A 20,065-nucleotide genomic window follows, 5' to 3' on the forward strand; every position below is an offset into this window, starting at 1 on the left:
CGATTGCCACCATTGGCGGGGCGACTCAGCCGTTCCACTCCAGGGTTTGCCTGGAATGGAGCGGTTTTGATTTTGCGCTTCGGTATTGGCCGCCCGACTTACTTTGACGTTAGATAGCGGAGCGCGTTGGCCAGGAAACGTTGCTGCATCACCGGGTGCATCGGTGGCACGCGGTGGAAGATCACCTTGCCGTTGCCCAGCTTCGCGGTGAAGGTGCCGGCGCCGACCTTGCGGTCGTGATCGCGGGAGTAGCCGACGACGACCTCGACCTCCGGACCGTTTGGAGCGCGCTCGATCAGCAGTCCATTCGACTGCCGTCCTGGTGTCTGATAGAAGCCGCCCATCGCACAGTTGACCGGCATGCCTTCAAAAAGCGCGTGCTCGCGCACGAAGTACCAGTTGCCCATCCATGGAGCGCGGAAGTCGCCGACGGCCCCGTTGTAGGTGAAGGCTCCAGCAGCAGCGAGTTCCTGCGCGAGGCCGTCGCTGAGCGTATCGGACTGCGGGATCGCAAGCAACGGCGTGCCGTTGCGCACGGCGTCGAGGATTCCGGGAGCGAAGCTGCCGAGCTTGTTGGTTTCTGCAACCTCGCCGGGTTCGGGTGTATGACCGGGCTTCATCACAGGCATAGACTCGCCGGTGGTCTCGCCGACCTGGCCTTCGGCCTTCGTGTGGGCGTTGATGCCGGAGGTGATGATGAGGTCGTAGTGCTCGCCGGGTTTGTAGTCAGCGATCTTCGGCTCACCCATCTTCCCGAATCCTCTTAGGCCAAGCAATTGGTCTCGAAGTGCAGGAGCGACGCCAGACACCGCGATCTTTAGATCTTCGAAGACAACCATGTCGTAGATCGTGTGAGGATCCGGATGTGCTGGCTTTGCCTGATAGGTCTTCAGCACCGCGGGCAGGCCTGTGACCCACAGCTCCTTCGTCTGCGTGGCCAGCGGCAGGGAACTGATCGCAAACTTGAAGCGATAAAGGCCCTCTTCGGTGAGTGCGGGAGTCTCGAAGGCTTCTTTGAGGAGATAGCTGAAGATGTCGGGGCGCTGCTGCGGGACGGGCAGCGAGATGAGCTGCTGGCGTTTGCCGCTGGGCGTGATCATCGTGAAGGTCAGGGTGCCGGTCGCCGGCTTCGTCGTGTCGTTCGCGAGGAAGAGGTCGAAGGTTGCGGGCTTGCCTTGTTCGATCACCAGCGAGCGTTGCTTGGCGATGGGGCGCACGGGCAGCAGCGAGCCGCGGATAAGCTCGGGGTCGCTCTTGAAGTTGCGCAGGTTGTCGACGATGCCGGAGTGGTTCTCGATGGCCGTCGACTCCCAGCCGGAGATCGCGGCGAAGTCCAGCTCGTCGCTGATGCGGGCGTTCTCCATGTAGTTCATCCACGACTCGTAGCAGGTGCGGCCCACGGCCTTGAAGACGTGCTCGCTCGTAGGGAAGGCCTTGCGGAAGCCCCAGCTGTCTAGGAAGCGCTCATAGCTCGCGATGATCTCTTCGTGGTCGGCAAGGTCGTAGCTTTGGCCCCGCATCTTGCCATCACTGCCTCGCTTGCCGTACTTCGCGTACGTTGTCTCGATCTGGTGCACCATCAGCGGATGATTGTCGGGCCGGGCGCAGCCTTCCATCTCCCCGTATTCGGTGAGTACGTCCTTGTAGGGTGCGCGGTAGGTATAGCTCGTGGGAGACTTGTAGAACTGGTCGTACCATTGGTCGCCCGCGCCCTGGTGATCGTTCCACCAGCCGCCGGCCTTCTCTTCATCGCTGCGATGGAGCTTGCCTTCATGCAGATTCGAGATGCCAGATGCGAGATGCGAGGAAGGGCGCTCGCCAGTTTGCAACTCCTCGGTCCAGGGCTCGTACCAGGCCTGCGCGGCGCCGCGCTGCACGAAGCCGTCGTTGAGCACCACGCAGCGCGAGGGGTCTTCGTCGTGCATGGCCTTGAGGATGGCGAGCGTGGCGGGATTCTTCAGGTCCGCACCGATCTCGTTCTGCAGGCAGTACTCGATGACCGAAGGGTGCGAGCGGAAGGCCTTCACCATCTCCACGCACTTGACGAACATGAAGCGCTGGGCAAACTTCTCGGCGTCGGTCTTAGCGTCTTCCATCACCGTACCGGGCGCGTTGGCCGCGGTCTTGGCGGGCAGTTTGCCGATGGCCATCTTGCCCGCACCGGGTTCCAGGTAACGCAGCACGCCTAGCTCGTCATGCTTGCGCAGCACGTCTTCCTTGGCGAGGTTGCGATGGAAGTTGAGGCAGTTGAGACCGAGCGCCTGCGCGGCGCGGACCTCCTTCTCTGCAAGCTCTGGCACAGGGAACATGCCGTTGAGCCCCCAGAATCCCCAGGAGATGGAGGTGTAGATGCGGATGCGCCTGCCGTTGAGGCGGAACATGGCATCGGTGTCGATGCCGGGTGTGGTGAAGCTGCGGAAGCCGAAGGCTATGGTGCGGGTGTCGGCGTGTTTGTCGACGCCAAGCCACGTGACGCGAAGGTGATAGTTCTGCGGAGACGCCACGTCCCAGAGAGTGGCGCTGTCGCAGGTGAGCTCTGCCGTCAGCTCGCGACGATAGGAAGCTTGATTCGGCCTTCGCTGCGGCCCCTGCGGATTGGCGACCGCGCCACGCTCGCATCCTGATCCCACGCCGGGCCCGGTTCCCTTCGAGGGAAGCGGTGTGCCTGAGGCCGGGTCGAGGACTTCAACCTTCAGTTCTCCTTCCATCACGAGGCAGTCGTCTGGCCTGATCTGTTCAATCTCCACCTTGATGCTGATGTGCTTTGGATTGGGAGTGTTCAGAACAGCGATATCAGTGATGCGCACGGCATCATGCGTGCTGATCGAGATGCCACGATCCAGAGCGCCGAAGCCATGCGAGCGATAGAGGCTCACCTTGCCCCACTTGGCATTGAGGCCGTCGACCCAGTCGAAGCGGCCGAAGGGGTTGGTGATGCGGATGGCGAGTTGGTTCTCTCCGCCGGGCTTCGCTGCCGCCGTGAGGTCGGCCTCAAAGGGCAACTCTTCCATGATGGAGTAGCCGCAGAGCTTGCCGTTGAGATAGACCTCTGCACGCAGATGCGCGCCTCGCACGTGCAGGAAGATGCGCTTGCCTTGCATCGATGCCGGGATATCGATCGTGCGATAGAACCAGCTCACGCCGAAGTAGGCACCGTTCTGCGGCACGTCGTCATCGGCGGGTGGAACGGAAGGAACCCGGGTCCGAGAATCCGGCCCCGGGGCACCCGAAGCCGTGGAAGCATAGCGATATTCTTCGGGCGTGTAGGGGCGCGGTTTGCCGTCAACACCCGCGCCATACTTGCCCCAGAAGTGCTGCCCGACTGACGTTGGCAGCATGACCTCAAGGCCCGTCGCTGGCGTGAGCACACTCCAGCCCCCGGTGGGTTCGTTCACGGGCAGCGGACGGCCTTTGCCGCAGAGCTCACGCTTGCCATCTTGCTCGACCCAGGCCACGTCCTCGGGCAGGAAGATGTCATCGGACTCCCAGTGCGCCTTGGTGTCGACCCAGAGGTGCCAGCCCTCATCGGGGATCAGTGTGCCGTTCTCGGGCCATGCGAAGGCGTGCGGCCTGGCCTCGGGTGCAGCGAGCGATGCCTGAGGCAGACAAGCGGCAGATGCGCCGAGAGCCGCGGTCTTGAGCAAGGCGCGGCGGGAGATCGAATCGGACGAAGACATCGTTTTCTCACCTTCAAAGGGCACTGGAAGATCTTTGGCGCGAGGCGCTGCAACGTTGCCCATCCTAGCATTGCAGCCCCGTCATTCCCCGCTGAGCACTGTCGGCTTCAGTCTTCGTTCCAACGCAAAAAGGGCGAGGCCATTGGCCTCGCCCTTTTTGCGTGCAGTGGTTTCGTGGAACAGGTTACGACTGCCAGCCCCCGCCGAGTGCCTGGTAGAGCTGCACCAGCGATAGCGCCTCAGCCTGCTCGGCGCTGATCAGTGTGAGCTGTGCGTTGAACAGGTTGGTGTCGTTGGTCAGCACCTCGAGGTAGCTCGAAGCGCCGCCCTGGTAGCGGATGCGTGCGAGCCGCGTGGCATCCTGTGCGGAGGCCACGAGCTTCTCCTGTTGCTCGCGCGCTGCTCGCGTCTTGTTCACCGCGATCAGCGCGTTGGAGACATCGCGGAAGGCGCCGAGGATGGTCTTCTGGTACGTGAGGACCATCTCCTCCTTCTGCTGCTTGGAAAGCTCGTACTGTCCCTTCAGCTTGCCGCCTTCGAAGAGGGGCTGCGTAAGAGATCCGAGGCCGTAGATCGTGTGGCCGCCGGGATCGAAGAGGTTCGACCAGTCGCTGCCACCAAGACCCGCGGAGGCACTGATGGTGAGCTGAGGGAAGAACTGCGCCTTCGCCACGCCGACCTGCGCGTTCGCCGCCTTGAGCTGCGCCTCTGCCTCCTGGATGTCGGGACGACGTTCGAGCAGTTGCGAGGGAACACCGACGGGAAGATCCTGCGGCACGGGAGCAAGCGCCGTGGCATCCGTGTGCGTCACAGGGCCGGGCGTCTGTCCCAGGAGGATGCGCATGGCGTTCTCCTGCTGCTGGATCTGCTCTTCGAGGACAGGGATCTGCGCCTGCGCGGTGTAGAGCAGCTGCTCGGCCTGGCGAACGTCGCTGAGGGGAGCGTTGCCGCCCGTCTGCAGCTTGTTGGTCAGGTCCAGTGAGTCCTGCCGCGCCTTCGCGGTGGACTTCGCAACGGCGAGCTGCTCATCGAGCGAGCGGAGCGTGAGATAGCTGGTAGCTACCTGCGATACGAGCGACATGCGCACAGCGCGGCGAGCCCACTCCTGCGAGAGCATCTGGTCGCGCGCAGCTTCGGTCTGCTTGCGGTAGAGACCCCAGAAGTCGGGTGTCCACGAAGCGGAGAAGCTGAAGCTGCCAGCGGCGATCGGGTTGGAGCCGAGGGTGCTCGACAGCGAGTTGGGAAGCTCCGCGCCGAGGCCGGTGCCTCCACCGCTCAAGGTGGGGAACTGGGCTGCACGCGCGATGCGTACCTGCGACTGCGCTTCGAGCACCTTCTGTGCTGCGATACGGAGATCGTAGTTGTTCGTCAGCGCCTGCTTGATGAGGTTCTGAAGCTCGGGCTCGCGGAAGACAGAGCTCCACTGCTGGTCACCCAGCGAGTCCTTCGCTTCGCTCGCGATCTGCGCTTCATCCGCGCCACGGAAGGCCGGAGGAGCCGGCGCCACCGGACGGGTGTACTTGGGGCCGACGTTACATCCGGCAGTGGCAAGCGTGGCGATCAGAGCAAGTCCGATCGTCGCGTTGCGGAGGTAGTTCATGGTGTTGGTCTGTGAGATCAAGCGTGACCTCCTTCCGATTTGGAAGGCTGGTTGAGTCCGGCAGCCTTGCCTGCAGCTACCGGGTCGAAGTCGTGCTCCGAGTCCATCGTCGTGCCCTTGCCGCCCTTGCTGAAGCGATGCGAGAGATATTCGACCACCGAGAAGGTGACGGGCACCATGAGGATACCGACGACCGAAGCGAGCAACATGCCGCCGATGACGACCGTACCCAGGATGCGGCGTGATGCTGCACCCGAGCCAGTTGCCGTCCATAGCGGCAAGCAGCCGAAGATGAAGGCGAAGGCCGTCATCAGGATGGGGCGGAAGCGAAGCCGGGCAGCTTCCAGCGCGGACTGTGCGATGGGCTTGCCTGACTTGTAGTTCGTGACGGCGAACTCAACGATGAGGATGGCGTTCTTCGCCGAGAGACCGATCAGCATGACGAGACCGATGGTGGCGAAGATGTCATTCTCCAGCGAGCGCGACCAGAGTGCGATGTACGCACCGAGGATCGCGACCGGCGTCGAGAGGAGAACGCTGAAGGGCAGCGACCAGCTTTCATACAGCGCTGCCAGGATGAGGAAGACGAAGGCCAGCGAGAGAGCGAAGACAGCCCAGGTGGGCACGCCCTTCTCGGCCTGCTGCTCCTGGTAGCTCATGCCGTTGTAGTCGTAGCCCATGCCGTCGGGCATCGACTGCTTGAATACCTCTTCCAGCGCATGCCGAACCTGACCCGAGCTGTAGCCTGGAGCGCCGGAGATGTTCAGCTGCGCGGCAGGGTATTCATTGAAGTGAAGGATAAACTCGGGTCCGTTGATCTTCTTTACATGCACCAGCGAGGCCAGAGGAACCTGGCTTCCGTTCGCACTGCGAACGTAGAACTGGTTGATGTTGTCGATCTTCGTGCGCGAGGAACCTTCTGCTTCAACGTACGTCTGCCACTGGCGGCCGAAGCGGTTGAAGTAGTTCACCAGGTAGCCGCCCATGAAGGTGGACATGGTGTTGTAGACGCTGCCGAGATCGACCTGCTGCTCGATGGCCTTCTCCTTGTCCACATCCGCATAGAGCTGCGGAACGGCGGGCAGGTAAGAGGGAATCGAAGCTGCGATCTCAGGCCGGTTCTTCAGCGCGCCGAGATAGGCGTAGAGGTTCTTGGTGAGGAACGATGGATCGTCGTTGCCGGAGCGGTCTTCGACGATCATCGTCACACCGCCCGAGGTACCGATGCCAGGGATCGACGGTGGCGGGAAGCTGAAGGCAAGAGCCGCAGGATTCCCCAGCAGCTTCATGGAGACAGCCTTCTGGATGGAGTCGATCTGCTCTTCCTTCGACTTGCGCACATCCCACGGCTTCAACGTGACGAAGAAGAACGCCGTGTTGGTGCTCTGGGTCTGGGTCAGCAGGCTGAAGCCGTTGACCTGCACGACGCTCTGGATGCCGGGAGTGGCGAGCAGCGCCTTGGTGGCCTGGAGGCCAGCCGCGTCGGTACGCTGCAGGCTCGAGGCATCAGGAAGCTGCATGGCGGCGAAGATGTAGCCCTGATCCTCCGACGGTATAAAGCCCGTCGGGAGCTTGGTTCCCATGAAAACGGCGCAGGCAGCGATCGCGGCCAGCGCAATCATGGTGACACCAGACTTGTGAATCAGCACACGCGACGTGTCGACGTACTTGTCGGTGGTACGGCCGAAGATGCGATTGAACCCGGCGAAGAAACGGCCCAGCAGGCCGGGCTTCGCGGTCTTGTCCTTGGGCTTCAGTAGCAGTGCCGAGAGCGCAGGGGACAACGTCAGCGCATTGAACGCAGAGATGAGCACGCTGATCGCGATGGTGACGGCGAACTGCTGGTATAGCCGCCCCGTGATGCCGGGGATGAACGCTGTCGGAACGAACACCGCAGCCAGGATGAGTGCGATGGCCACGACCGGACCGCCGACCTCTTCCATCGCTTTGACGGAGGCTTCGGTGGGGCTCATGCCTTCGTCGATGTGGTGCTCGACAGCTTCGACCACGATGATGGCGTCATCGACGACGAGGCCGATGGCGAGCACAAGGCCGAAGAGCGACAGCGTGTTGATGCTGAAGCCCAGCAGAGGGAACAGGACGAAGGTACCGATGAGCGATACCGGGACGGCGAGCAATGGAATCAGCGTTGCGCGCCAGCCCTGGAGGAAGATGTACACGACCAGCACGACGAGTGCGAGCGCGATGAACAGCGTCAGCACGATCTCGTGGATGCCGGCGCTGACGGCCAACGTCGTATCGAGCGGGACGTCATACTTCATGCTCGCAGGGAAGCGCTTGGTGAGCTCATCCATGCGCGCGCGTACGGCAGCTGCCACCTGCACGGCGTTCGATCCGGGAAGCTGGTAGATCGCCAGCATGCCGGCGGGTTCGCCGTTGAAGCGTGCGTTGAGGGAGTAGATCTGCTCGCCGAGCTCGATGCGGGCTACATCGCGAAGATGCAGCACAGAGCCATCGGGGTTCGCGCGCACGACGATGTTCTCGAACTCAGACGGCTCCACGAGACGGCCCTGGGTGCGAACCGTGTAGGTGAACTGCTGACCGTTCGGTACGGGCTCGCCGCCGATCTGACCGGCAGGGTTCACGTTGTTCTGCGTGCTCAGCGCGGAGATCACGTCCTGGGCGGTCACGCCAAGCTTCGCCATCTTGTCCGGGTTGACCCAAACGCGCAGAGCGTACTGGCCACCAAAGACCTGCACGCGGCTTACGCCGGGTACGCGGGCGAGTTCGTCCTGCACGTTGATGATGGCGTAGTTGGTGAGGAACGTGCCATCGTAGCGGCCATCCTTCGAGTTGAGGCCCACCAGCATCAGTGGCGAGGTGAGAGCCTTCTGCACCGTCAGGCCGGCGGTGTTGACCTGCGCGGGAAGCTGCGCCTGTGCCTGCGACACACGCAGCTGCGAAAGGATCTGGTCGGTGTCCGCGTTGGTCTTTACGTCGAAGTCAACATACAGAGCCGACTGGCCGTTGTTGGCGTTCACCGAGTACATGTAAATCATGTTGTCGACGCCGTTCATCTGCTCTTCGAGCGGCGTAGCGACGGCCTGTTCCAGGGTCCTCGAATCGGCGCCGGGGTAGGTCGCCTGCACGAGGATCTCTGGAGGAACGATGTTCGGGTACTGCGAGGTCGGCAACGTCAGCATCGACACCAGGCCAATGATGACCGTAAGCGTCGCGATGACGATCGCCACGATTGGGCGACGGATAAAGAACTTTGACATGGATTACTTCTCCGAGGCGTTGGCGCCCGGTGCAGGTGTGGCCGCAGCTGCAGGATGTGGGCTCACAGGGGAGCCTTCGCGCAGCTTCTGCAGGTTGTCGGTAATGACGCTCATCCCGGGCTGCAGGCCCGACTGCACGACGACGTTGGGGCCGGACTCAGAGCCGAGCTGCACATTCACCACGTGCACCTTGTTGTCGGAGGTCACGGTGTAGACCTGCTTGAGGCCCTGCAGGTCGGCGACCGCAATCTGCGGAATGAGGATGGCGTTGTGCTTCACCTGCGTGTTCGCAGAGACGCGTCCGAACTGGCCGGGGCGAAGAACGTTGCCTTTGTTCGGGAAGATCGCTGCGACGCGGATCGCGCCCGTCTGCTGGTTCATCTGGCGATCGACGAAGACGATCTTGCCCTTCTCGGGGAAGGTGCTGCCGTCGGCCAGAGAGAGGGTGAGCGGCACAGCGGCGGCTGCCGTCAGGAGATCTCCATGGCCGGCGTGGGTCGCATCGACCAGAGCAAGGTACTCGGCGTCGGAGATGGAGAAGTACACGCGGATGGGATCGAGCTGCGAGACCGAGGTCAGAGTGGACTGCGGGCTGACCAGATTGCCGACCTGCGTGGTGGCCTGGCCGGCGACGCCGCTGATCAGCGAGCGCACACGCGTGAAGCCGAGGTTCAGCTCCGCCGTCTCGACGGCCGCTTTGGCCGATGCAATCGCCGCCTGGGCGCTGGCGACGTTGGCTGCGGCTGTCGCAAGCGTCTGCTTGTCGGTATCGAGCTGGCTCTGTGCGATCGCCTTCTGCTCAGCGAGCGGAGTGTCGCGGTTCAGGTTGATCTGCGCGAGGCCCATCTGCGCCTGCGCCTGACCCAGCTGCCCCTGCGCCTGGCCGACCTGGCCCTTGGCCTGATCGAGCGTGGCCTGGAAGGGACGAGGATCGATCTCGAAGAGCACCTGGCCCTTCTGCACGACGGAACCTTCCTTGTAGTCCTGCTTGATCAGGTAGCCGCTGACCTGCGGCTGGATCTGCGCGTTTACGTTGCCGTCCAGCGTGCCTACCCACTCGTTGCGCAGCGGAACGTCGCTGGAGCTCACGGTGACGACGGAGACGGGCATGGGACCAAACGCGGGCGCTGCGGCAGTCTTGCTGTCACAGCCACTCAAAATCACGGGCACGGCCGCGGCCAGCAACAGGGCGGCATACCCTCCGGCACTCCGGCCGGAGGTGCTCGCGGTGTCTTGTGCGCGATGCATCACTGAACTCATCACTGCTCCTTCTCACTTTTCCCGGGGCTGTTTCGCCGCTGCGGGGATCAGATACTGAGAGAGGGGACAAAGCCACCGGCTCGGTGGGCCCTCTGCTCGACGGTGCTACACGGTCATGGTAAAACATACATGCGTGTATGTTTGTGTGTGATGCGGGAGAAGACATGCTCGATGCAGAAAAATCTCGAGAACGGTTGAGGAAATCGACAACGGTTTCGAGGCGTCCAACCGCCCGGAAGGCTGCGCCTCCGGTGCAGGACCGCGCCCTGCAAACCCGCCAGGATCTGCTGGATGCGGCTCGCCGGGTGTTTGCGCGGGATGGCTTCGAACTGGCCCGGCTGGAGGACATCGCCCGGGTCGCAGGGAAGACCCGGGGCGCCCTCTACACGCACTTTGCCAACAAGGAAGACCTGTTCTTTGCCCTGATCGAAGAGGACATTGCGCGCGATACCGAGATCTATGTGAAGCAGCTGACCCCGGAGTCGACCTTCGAGGATCGCGTCAAGGTGATCAGCGGCCATCTCGAAGAGCTGCTGCGGGACCGCAAGCGGATGCTGCTGTATGTCGAGTTCAAGATGTACGTGCTGCGTCACCCGACCAACCAGAAGCGTCTCGCCGAGCTGCATGCCAAGATCTGCCGCGAGGGTGCGGCTCGCAAGCTGGATCTGATTCCCGAATTCAGCTGCCAGACGGACGCCGAGCGTCGCCGCACCGGGGGCAACTTCGGCGCAACGCTCGATGGCCTGGCGTTGAATATGTACTTCGACCCGGAAGGGCTTACGGCTGAGGACGTTCGACGCCGGATTCAGCAGCTCGTGCACGAGCAGCTGCTGCGCCAGTCAATCGAGGAAGAGGCCGAGGCTCTCGTCTCTAAGTAGCTCGGGAGAGTCACTGCTACATCCCTGGATGGCCCAGTTCCTCTGCGTGGGGTACAAGCCTGAGATAGACCGCGCCCAGAATGTGTGTCTGCCAATGGTCGGTGGTGCGGGCCCACAAGACCGCTCCGAAGAAGATGTAAGCGAGCACGGCGGTCAGCGCGAGTGGATGCACTGCGCGTCGGCTCCATCGCTGCTGCGACGTCTCTGCCTTGCGCGGCGGGAGCGCAAGCTGCAAGGCATTCTCCGCGGGGCAGCTGGCGAGGCACAACATGCAGGCGCTGCATTCCACGGACTGGACCTGCACCAGCTTGTCGACCGCGAGATGCGAGGGGCAGGCCTTCGAGCACCTGCCGCAATCGATGCAGGCCTGCTCGTCGCGACGTATCTTCACCGGGCTGACGATGGCTGCGATTCCCAGCAGAGCGCCGTACGGGCAAAGATAGCGGCACCAGAAGTTCTGGACCATCAGCGATAGTCCCGCGAGCGCGATGAGCACGATCAGAGCGGTGCGGCTCATGTTCCAGAAGAAGTCCATCATCTTGACATCGAGGACGATGCCGAAGGGCGTGCTCATGAAGCCTTCGAGCATCTCCGCAGACATCCACCCGATGACGCCGACGAAGAGTGCGAGCAGCATGTACTTCAGCGAGCGCAGCGCAATGTCCGCCCATCGCGGCAACGTAAGGCTGCGCCCGAAGAGCTTCTGGCCGACACGCCACAGGATCTCCGACGCAAAGCCGACGGGGCACAGCCACGCACAGAAGGCGCGCTTCAGCAGCACGCTCATCAGCACGAAGCCGAGGAAGAGGTACATCGCTGCCGGATGGATCGTGGGTACGTGCCCGGTGACGAAGAGATACTTCGTGTTCATCAGGCCAGCGATGGGCAGCCAGCCTTCAACACCAGCAGGGCGCGAGACGTACGAACCGGTACCGCCGCCCTTGTAGTAGCTGACCCAGCGATAGAACTGCGCGCCGATCCAGAGGTTCAGCAGAAGGAAGGTTCCCTGCACGCTGTGGCGGATGAGCTGTGAGCGATCGGGTGCAGCGCGGCGAACGAGCTTCTTCTTTGTCCGCTGGGGTGTGGCGACGGGTGGTTCAAGCAGCGCGGCCATGCGTACCTCCGGCTGTTCTCGAAGGTAGGCGCTAAGTCCTGGCGCAATCGGTGATCTAAGTCACGACGTTCCAAATCGAAGGTTGCGCGTTGGAACGGTGCAGGAGATCAGAGAGGGAAGCCTCAGCCGACGAGATGGCCCATGCGATCGCGCTTGGTCTCGATGTACTTTGCGAAAGTGGGCTCTTCCGGGATCACTGCCGAGACGCGTTCGGTCACGCGGATGCCGGCGTGCTCAAGCGCTGCAATCTTCTCAGGATTGTTCGTAATCAGCCGGACGGCGGGCACGTTGAGCTGCTTCAGGATCTCTGCGGGGAGATCAAAGCCGCGATGATCGGCACGGAAGCCGAGCCGCTCGTTTGCTTCGATGGTGTCGAAGCCCTGGTCCTGCAGCTCGTAGGCGCGCAGCTTGGCCATCAGGCCAATGCCGCGGCCTTCCTGGTGCTCGTAGATGAGGATGCCCGAACCGTTCTCGGCGATCATCTTCATCGCGAGGTGCAGCTGGTCGTGGCAGTCGCACCGCAGCGAGTGAAAGACATCGCCGGTAAGGCATTGCGAGTGGATGCGCAACAGCGGAGGATTCGCTCGCAGGTCGCCCATGGTCAGCGCAACGGCCGTCTCGACCGGCTTGCGGCCGGGATCGCCAGGCTGCGTCAGGCCCTCAAAGCCGAGGATTCGAAACGTTCCCCAACGGGTGGGGAACTCTGCATCCGCGACCTTGTTGACCGAGACAAAACTCATATCACGATTATAGATTCCTGATTGCGTGCGGTGGATTCAGGCCCGCGTCGATTGCCGCTGCAGTCATCGCTGATCGCACACCAATATGTGAGCGAAATGCGATCCAGCTCGTCTATCTTGAAACGATCTCAACGGGACCGGGAGCCGACGTGACGAACCCTCGCGCCATAGGCCGCTCTTTTCTGCTTTGTGTCGCGTTGTCGGCGAACGCTCAAACTCCCGCGTCTTCTGCGCCACCAATCAATGCAGTGACGCCGGCATGGCAGATCGCCGCCGGCGGCCACATGGAGTTTGAGGTCGCTTCCGTCCGACCGGATGATGGCGAGTTCAAGCCTCCAAGCTTCGCTCTTTCCGCAGATGACTGGTTCCGTGAGCCCAGCGGTCGTTTCCACGCAGACTTCGCGCTACCTACGTACATCGAGTTCGCCTACAAACTGTGGCTTACAGGCAGCGAACGGGATGTGATGATGGCTGGCATTCCTGAATCGGCGAGAAAGCAACGCTACGACATTGAGGCGACGGCGCCGCTGCATGCCACCAAAGACCAGTACCGGTTGATGATGCAGGCGTTGCTGGCCGAACGCTTCGGACTCAAGGTCCATTGGGAGAATCGCGAGATCCCGGTGCTCGCAATGGAGCTCGAGAAGCCCGGACAGACGGGACCGAAGCTCATTCCGCACTCCCAGGGGCCAGCATGTGATTCGACACCCGGTCCGGACGTATTTCCGACCGTCTGTGATGCCAACGCCGCGATGCCTAAGGGCCAGCTGTGGCTGGCAGGCTCGCGCGCCACGACGCCGGCGTTGCTGGCGCACTTCCTGGGGATGGTGGGGGCGTCCAGCTTTGCAAACAATCGCCCCGTGGTGGATCGAACGGGGCTGACGGGGTTGTGGGACTACACCCTGCTGTCGGCTCCAGCGCCGCGTGGCGGTGCGGAGCCAACGGATGCACCCGAGCCCGGCCCAACAGCGCTGGAGGCGATTCATGAGCAGCTCGGGTTGAAGCTTCGGCCCACGAGAGCCATTGTGCCGCTGCTCATTGTTGACCATGTCGAGAAGCCCGCGGCGAATTAGCGGAAACAAGACCTCGCACCCATGGACCCGCGTAGATTAAAGACGTGCATCCGCAGACTCACGATCTGGTCCTGATCACGCTGCTGGTGGAGCTTGGCGTCGCGGCCGCGGTGGCGAGCTCGCTCGCGCGCTCCTCGCAGTTCAAACGGCTCCTCGTTGCCGAGCGGCGCAGCCGGCGCGACATCATCAAGATGCTGGCATGGATCGTCATCCCGCTCATGCTGGGCGTGTGGATTCGTGTGCGCGTGCCCAACTTCCTTGCCGCTGATCTTTCCTTCCAGGCGACCGCTCTGATGGGCCTGCTTCTTGGGCCAGGACCTGCAATGGTAGGCGGCGCGGTGCTGTCAATACCAGCGATGTGGCACAAGGAGATCTTCGCTCTTGGAGCCAATCTCGCCGTCGCGCTGATCTTCGGCAACTTCCGCCGCTTCGTCGGCGAGGACGATATCTGGTCCTTTTCACCGCTCATCGACCTCAGCCTCTATCGCTGGGTGCGGCGCACGGTGGAGTTTCCGCACCTCGATCGCCAGATCTTCCTGCTGGTGCTGCTCACAGCGGTTCAGTTCGTGCTCAGTGTAATTTCACACCTGCGTCCGCATTCGCTCTTCGCGCTGTACTCGGACAGCTGGCTGATCGAACTGGCGATCTGTGCGTGTGCGCCGGTCGTTGTGGGCATACCGTTGAAGATCTGGAACGCGGTGCGCATCGATCGCAAGCTCGAGGAGCAGGGGCGGCTGCTGCTGGAAGCCCGCCTCGATGCTTTGCAGCGGCAGATCAATCCACACTTCCTGTTCAATACGCTCAACTCCATCGCTTCGCTGGTGCGCTCGCGGCCGGAGCTGGCGCGCGAGATGATCGTGAAGCTTGGCAACATCATGCGTGTGCTGCTGCGTGATCGCGACGCGTTTGTCCCACTTGGAGAAGAGCTGGAGTTCACCGACGACTACCTCGCCATCGAGGTGGTGCGCTTCGGCGACAAGCTGAAGGTCGTGAAGGAGATCGCCGAGGAGACGCTGGGAGTCGAGGTGCCCAGCATGCTCCTGCAGCCGCTCATCGAGAACAGCATCAAGCATGGCCTTGAGCCGCGCATCTCCGGCGGTACCGTCACGCTGCGGAGCCGGCTCTCGGGCACGAACCTCATCATCGAGATCGAAGACGACGGTGTCGGGATGGAGCCGCGCTCCAGTGTGACGGCACCGATCAGCGGGCTGGTGCGGGAGGGCTCTGGCATCGGTATGCGCAACGTGCGCGAGCGCATGGAGGTGCTCTATGGCGACTCGGCACAGGTAGAGATCGTCAGCCGGCCGGGCCGCGGAACGCGCGTGCGGCTGGTGATGCCCGTCGATAGCTCGGAAGAGCTGATGCCCAAGCGAAATCGTGTCGCAGAGCCACTTCGAGTCATTTGACACTGCGCGTTCATCGGACGCATGGGACGCTTTGTTAGAATGAACCCCGGTGAAAATGTGCCATGGCTGAGCTGGTAGAGGTGATCGCGGGAGCAGGTGGCAAAGCGATTGCGGTAGACCGCAGGCCAAAGCTGCGTGAGCGCCTTCAGCACCGCATCGTGTCGCAACCGGCGACTGGTGCGAACCCCAAAAAATTGAGGAACAAGATGAGCGAGATTGCATCGATTCACGCGCGCGAGATTCTGGATAGCCGCGGCAACCCTACTGTAGAAGCAGATGTGATGCTTGAGGACGGAACGATTGGCCGCGCGGCTATTCCCAGCGGCGCGTCCACCGGCGAAAATGAGGCTGTCGAGCTGCGTGATGGCGATAAGGGCTACTACCTCGGCAAGGGCGTGCTGAAGGCTGTCGAGAACGTAGAGACCGTCATCGCTCCTGAGCTCGAGGGCATGGATCCTTCGAACCAGCGCCTGATCGACGCGACGATGATCGCGCTCGATGGCACCGAGAACAAGTCGAACCTCGGCGCCAACGCGATCCTCGCGGTGTCGATGGCCACGGCCCGCGCTGCTGCGGCCAGCATCGGCGTGCCGCTCTACCGCTACCTCGGTGGCGTGAACGCCTGCGTTCTGCCCACGCCGATGATGAACATCCTCAACGGTGGCGCACACGCCGACAACAACGTGGACTTCCAGGAGTTCATGGTGATCCCGGTCGGCGCGGAGACCTTCTCCGATGCGCTGCGCTGGGGCGCGGAGGTCTTCCACACGCTGAAGGGCGTGCTGAAGAAGAAGGGCTACAACACCGCCGTCGGTGATGAAGGCGGTTTTGCGCCGAACCTCAAGTCCAACGTGGAAGCCATCGAGGTCATCCTCGAGGCCATCGAGATCGCAGGCTACAAGGCCGGCGAGCAGATCGCCATCGCACTCGATCCCGCGGCCAGCGAGTTCTACGTGAAGGAGACGGGCAAGTACGTCTTCAAGAAGTCGGACAAGAGCGAGAAGAGCTCCGACGCAATGGTGAACTACTGGGACTCGTGGGTGCGTCAGTACCCGATCATTTCGATCGAGGACGGCCTGAGTGAACATGACTGGACCGGCTGGCGTCAGCTGACCGACACGATCGGCCGCCGCGTGCAGCTGGTCGGCGACGATCTCTTCGTCACCAACCCGAAGTTCCTGCAGAAGGGCATCAACGAAGGCTGCGGCAACTCGATCCTGGTGAAGGTCAACCAGATCGGCACCGTGTCGGAGTCGCTGGATGCCATCGAGCTGGCTCGCCGCAACGGCTATACCGCGATCATCTCGCACCGCTCGGGCGAGACCGAGGATGTGTTCATCGCGGACCTCGCTGTCGCAACGAACGCGGGCCAGATCAAGACCGGCTCTGCCTCGCGTACGGACCGCATCGCGAAGTACAACCAGCTGCTGCGCATCGAAGAGCAACTGGGCCAGACGGCTCAGTTCCTCGGGCGTGACAGCATCAACTGCGCGGAGTAGGCGGGCCCCCTCCCCGGGGTATCGGTAAGTTGTTGTTGCGAAGATAGTTTTGAGCAAAATATAGAGCCGTGGCTATGGATCGCCACGGCTCTATCGTTTTTGTTTTGTGCCTAAGTCCATGGTAGATGATGGGCGAGGGGATTGCGCCAGGGGTAGCGATGCGAAATCTGCAGTGTTGGCGCGGGTTTTGATGGGGATGGCTGGGGTTGGGGGATTGACAGGGGCGGAAGGCAGGGAATGGGAAGATCGTTCGCGTTGTGAGTTCGGGCTGCTGTCAAAACCAGCGCGTATGCATCGCTTCGAGAAATTCTTTGGTGATTGGGTAGCCGGAGGCAGAACCGATGATGGAGTCTACAGGGCAGTGGGGGCAGATTGCGGTCTGTGCATCGTCAACCCACGCCACGATCTCTGCTGGCGAATAGATCGCCCCGCAGCAGAAGCATCCACAGACCTCGCTGGATTCTATTTCGGCGCGGTGCAAACTACAGTGCTTGTGCGCAGCTTGGAGGTCCCATGGGGCCGAGGGACCGGCCTTGGGCGGGGCGGACGTCCCATGTCGCCGCAGTCGGGTTAGGATTCCCATCCGATGAGATTACTCGCCCCTCCGGACGAAATACAGGGGTTCTTCGTTCCCCTTCGCGTTGCTCCGGGTCTCTCAGAATGACGGTGGAAAGAAGAAGCGATGACGGCGGAAAGAAAGAGGGCGGAGCCAATGGCTCCGCCCTTTCTGTTTGCGGGGAAGACGTTAAACCCAGCCTAGCTTCGGACCTCAGGGAGATTGAAACCGATGCAGTTCGTTATGGAGCAGCCATATGCAACGGTGTCTTCGAAATCGCAGCTGCCATCGAGGTTGTCTTTGATGAACTTACAATTTGACAAATTGCAGGCGACAAAGCGTACGTCGGAGAATGAGGACCCAGCAAACGTGCAATCGACGAAGCTGCAGTCGATGAAATTCGTCTGCGTGAACAGCCCCCAATACCAATAGACGCTTTCAAAGGTACATCTGTTGAAGTCGGAAGCGACCACGTGTCCGCTCACATCAAGGCCAGAGAACGTACAGAATTTGAAGTAATTCTCATCCCATTCGACATCCTTGACATTTCCGCTTGTGACCTCTCCCGCCACCATCATCTGTCTTTACCCCAAGGTCGGCATGGACGTATCCACACCCGTACGAATGCCCGTCGGCCAGCGTGCGGTGATGGTCTTCAGGCGGGTGTAGAAGCGCACACCTTCGGGACCGTAGATGGCGTGATCGCCGAAGAGGGAGCGCTTCCAGCCGCCGAAGGAGTGGAAGGCCATGGGGACTGGGATTGGGACGTTGATGCCCACCATGCCGGCCTGCACGCGCCGTGCGAAGTCGCGAGCGGTGTCGCCATCGCGGGTGAAGATGGAGGTGCCGTTGCCGAACTCGTGTTCGTTGATGAGCTCGAGCGCGGTGTCGAAGTTGTTGGTGCGCACGATGCCGAGGACCGGTCCGAAGATCTCTTCCTTGTAGATCTTCATCTCCGGCTTGACGTGGTCGAAGAGGGAAGCGCCGAGGAAGAAGCCGTCGGAGGGCAGATTCGAGGTGCGAGATGCGAGATTCGAGGTTGAGGCGCGGCCGTCGACTACGAGCGTGGCTCCCTCCTGGGTTCCCAGTTCTACATAACCGGTGACGCGATCGAGGTGCTGCTTCGTTACCAGCGGACCCATGTCCTTCTCACCACCGGGAGCATCCTTCGCGCCATCGCCGATTTTGAGATCCGAGATACGAGAGTCGAGACGCGAGAGCAGATTGTCGGCGGTGTCATGTCCTACAGTAACGGCGACGGAGATGGCCATGCAGCGTTCGCCAGCCGAGCCATACGCCGCGCCGACGAGGGCGTCCGCAGCCTGGTCGAGGTCCGCGTCGGGCATCACGATCATGTGGTTCTTCGCTCCGCCCAGAGCCTGCACGCGCTTGCCGTGCTTCGTGCCTTCGGCATACACGTACTCCGCGATGGGCGTCGAGCCGACGAAGCTGACGGCCTGGATCGTCTTGTGACGCAGGATGGCGTCGACCGAGGTCTTGTCGCCGTGGACGACGTTGAGGACGCCGTCCGGAAGGCCCGCTTCCTTGAGCGCCTCAGCCAGCCAGATGGAGGCAGACGGATCGCGCTCACTGGGCTTGAGGATGAAGGTGTTGCCGCAGGCGATTGCGAGCGGGAACATCCACAGCGGGACCATCGCGGGGAAGTTGAACGGTGTGATGCCCGCGACCACGCCGAGCGGCTGGCGCATGTTCCAGGAGTCGACGCCCGTGCCTACCTGCTCGGTGTACTCGCCCTTGAGCAGCTGTGGGATGCCGGTAGCGAACTCGACGTTCTCGAGGCCGCGCGTCACTTCGCCCTTCGCGTCAGAGAAGACCTTGCCGTGCTCGCGGTTGATGATCGAGGCGATCTCGTCCATGCGTGCGTCGAGGATCTCCCGGAAGCGGAACATGACACGCGCGCGGCGCAGCGGCGGCTGGCTGGACCACGAAGGGAAAGCAGCAGCCGCTGCGGCGACGGCAGCGTCCAGCTCGGCGTCGGTGGCCAGGGGAAGGCGCGCCTGCACCTTACCCGTGGCCGGGTGGTAGATATCGGAGTAGCGACCCGATGTGCCTTCCACCCGCACACCGTTGATCCAGTGGGGCACGGAGGGAAGGGAGGAAGCAGAGGTGGACTCGTCCACGGGCGAGACGGCGGTAGCAGACATCGGGCGCTCCTTCTTTCGGAAGCGGGGAACTATAGCTTCCAGAATCGAGGAACCATAGTACCAAAGTCGCGTTACGTTACCGGTTACGCTGCGGAGTTTAGCGACTTTCTGCGAATGCGGGGAGGCTCTGCCGATTCGCTGTCGAAGCTTACGATCAGCAGGGAAGCCGGGGTGTCGCCGAGACAGCGGTAGGTCCGCGGCGTTTCACCCGAGATGTACAGGACATCGCGGGTCGTTAGCGCATAAGGCTGTCCCTTGCGTTCCAGCTGCGCCGATCCGCTCAGGACGTAAACCATTTCGGTTCCGGGATACATCTTGGGCTCGAATGGGCGCGTCTCTCCGGGCTGGAGCTCGGCCACGCAGGGGCGAAGACCGCCTTCGGGGATGAGGATGCCGAAGCTCTCGGAGATGTAGTCCGGCTCGACTCCCCCGTGCGGTAGACGAACGCGGTCCTTGCGGCGCTGAATACGGAAGACGCGGCGGTCGGTAGTCTCGAAGAAGTGCGAAAGGTCCTTCTCGAAGACGAGAGCCAGGCGCGCGAGGTTGCGCAGCGTAGGCACGACGCGACCGGTCTCCAGCTGCGAAAGGAAGCTTGCGGAAAGGCCCGTGCGGCGCCCTAATTCGACGAGTCCCATTGAGCGTTTGAGTCGAAGCTGCTTGATGCGCTTTCCAAGGTGCGCATGCGCCAGAAGGTCTTCTGCGCCCTCCGGCGCCACCGAAAACGGGCTCTCCACGCTGACCGCTTTAGCCTGCAGCACGGAGTTAGCACCGCTTTCGGGCGAGTGTGCATTGGCCGGTGTCAATTCGTCCGGGCGGCTCATCTTCATCGCGGTGACTCCCATTGAGGCCTCCGGT

13 protein-coding genes and 1 pseudogene are annotated in these 20,065 nt (G+C 62.1%); 5 read left to right on the forward strand and 9 right to left on the reverse strand.

What is annotated here, in order from left to right; translation table 11 throughout:
- Positions 1–98 precede the first annotated feature (98 nt).
- The 4 genes from C4S68_RS01610 to C4S68_RS01625 all read right to left on the reverse strand — a co-directional run bounded on the left by C4S68_RS01610 (position 99) and on the right by C4S68_RS01625 (position 9,779).
- Positions 99–3,677 carry a sugar-binding domain-containing protein gene (locus tag C4S68_RS01610; protein ID WP_103932112.1) on the reverse strand — a complete coding sequence of 1,193 codons (3,579 nt, stop codon included), beginning with the start codon at positions 3,675–3,677 and terminating at the stop codon, positions 99–101.
- Positions 3,678–3,861: 184 nt separating this feature from the next.
- Positions 3,862–5,298, reverse strand: a complete 1,437-nt coding sequence (locus C4S68_RS01615) for an efflux transporter outer membrane subunit (protein ID WP_327333223.1) — start codon at positions 5,296–5,298, stop codon at positions 3,862–3,864.
- Entirely contained in the window at positions 5,295–8,519 is a 3,225-nt protein-coding gene (locus C4S68_RS01620) for an efflux RND transporter permease subunit (protein WP_103931277.1), read from the reverse strand. The genes C4S68_RS01615 and C4S68_RS01620 overlap by 4 nt, the downstream gene beginning before the upstream one ends.
- A 3-nt stretch (positions 8,520–8,522) precedes the next feature.
- Positions 8,523–9,779, reverse strand: a complete 1,257-nt coding sequence (locus C4S68_RS01625) for an efflux RND transporter periplasmic adaptor subunit (protein WP_235011284.1) — start codon at positions 9,777–9,779, stop codon at positions 8,523–8,525.
- A gap of 251 nt (positions 9,780–10,030) precedes the next feature.
- Between C4S68_RS01625 and C4S68_RS01630 the strand changes: the two genes are divergently transcribed.
- On the forward strand, positions 10,031–10,657 hold the full coding sequence (locus tag C4S68_RS01630; RefSeq protein WP_160114952.1) for a TetR/AcrR family transcriptional regulator: 627 nt from the start codon (positions 10,031–10,033) through the stop codon (positions 10,655–10,657).
- A 16-nt stretch (positions 10,658–10,673) separates the two neighbouring features.
- On the opposite strand, the gene C4S68_RS01635 is transcribed toward C4S68_RS01630, so the two are convergent.
- Positions 10,674–11,771 carry a 4Fe-4S binding protein gene (locus C4S68_RS01635; protein ID WP_103931280.1) on the reverse strand — a complete coding sequence of 366 codons (1,098 nt, stop codon included), beginning with the start codon at positions 11,769–11,771 and terminating at the stop codon, positions 10,674–10,676.
- A gap of 122 nt (positions 11,772–11,893) precedes the next feature.
- On the reverse strand, positions 11,894–12,511 hold the full coding sequence (gene ribA, locus C4S68_RS01640; protein ID WP_103931281.1) for a GTP cyclohydrolase II: 618 nt from the start codon (positions 12,509–12,511) through the stop codon (positions 11,894–11,896).
- A 149-nt stretch (positions 12,512–12,660) separates the two neighbouring features.
- Between ribA and C4S68_RS01645 the strand changes: the two genes are divergently transcribed.
- The 4 genes from C4S68_RS01645 (at position 12,661) to C4S68_RS23480 (ending at position 17,365) form a co-directional block, all read left to right on the forward strand.
- A complete protein-coding gene (locus C4S68_RS01645; protein WP_146071971.1) occupies positions 12,661–13,584 on the forward strand; it encodes a TIGR03435 family protein in 924 nt (307 codons plus the stop codon).
- Positions 13,585–13,628: 44 nt separating this feature from the next.
- On the forward strand, positions 13,629–14,990 hold the full coding sequence (locus C4S68_RS01650) for a sensor histidine kinase (RefSeq protein ID WP_235011285.1): 1,362 nt from the start codon (positions 13,629–13,631) through the stop codon (positions 14,988–14,990).
- A 62-nt stretch (positions 14,991–15,052) separates the two neighbouring features.
- Positions 15,053–16,489, forward strand: a complete 1,437-nt coding sequence (gene eno / locus C4S68_RS01655) for a phosphopyruvate hydratase (RefSeq protein ID WP_456061029.1) — start codon at positions 15,053–15,055, stop codon at positions 16,487–16,489.
- A 660-nt stretch (positions 16,490–17,149) separates the two neighbouring features.
- Positions 17,150–17,365, forward strand: a complete 216-nt coding sequence (locus C4S68_RS23480; RefSeq protein ID WP_235011286.1) for a hypothetical protein — start codon at positions 17,150–17,152, stop codon at positions 17,363–17,365.
- Between the two features lie 30 nt (positions 17,366–17,395).
- Here C4S68_RS23480 and C4S68_RS23895 read toward each other — a convergent pair.
- From C4S68_RS23895 to C4S68_RS01675, 3 genes and pseudogenes are all read right to left on the reverse strand, one after another.
- Positions 17,396–17,623 (reverse strand): annotated as a pseudogene (locus C4S68_RS23895) (hypothetical protein); the annotation flags it as partial.
- Positions 17,624–17,629: 6 nt separating this feature from the next.
- A complete protein-coding gene (locus tag C4S68_RS01670; protein ID WP_103931284.1) occupies positions 17,630–19,210 on the reverse strand; it encodes a CoA-acylating methylmalonate-semialdehyde dehydrogenase in 1,581 nt (526 codons plus the stop codon).
- A gap of 83 nt (positions 19,211–19,293) precedes the next feature.
- Positions 19,294–20,037, reverse strand: coding sequence for a helix-turn-helix domain-containing protein (locus C4S68_RS01675; RefSeq protein ID WP_146071972.1), 744 nt, complete (start codon positions 20,035–20,037; stop codon positions 19,294–19,296).
- Positions 20,038–20,065 lie beyond the last annotated feature (28 nt).

The organism is Bryocella elongata, assembly GCF_900108185.1.
Lineage (GTDB): Bacteria > Acidobacteriota > Terriglobia > Terriglobales > Acidobacteriaceae > Granulicella > Granulicella elongata.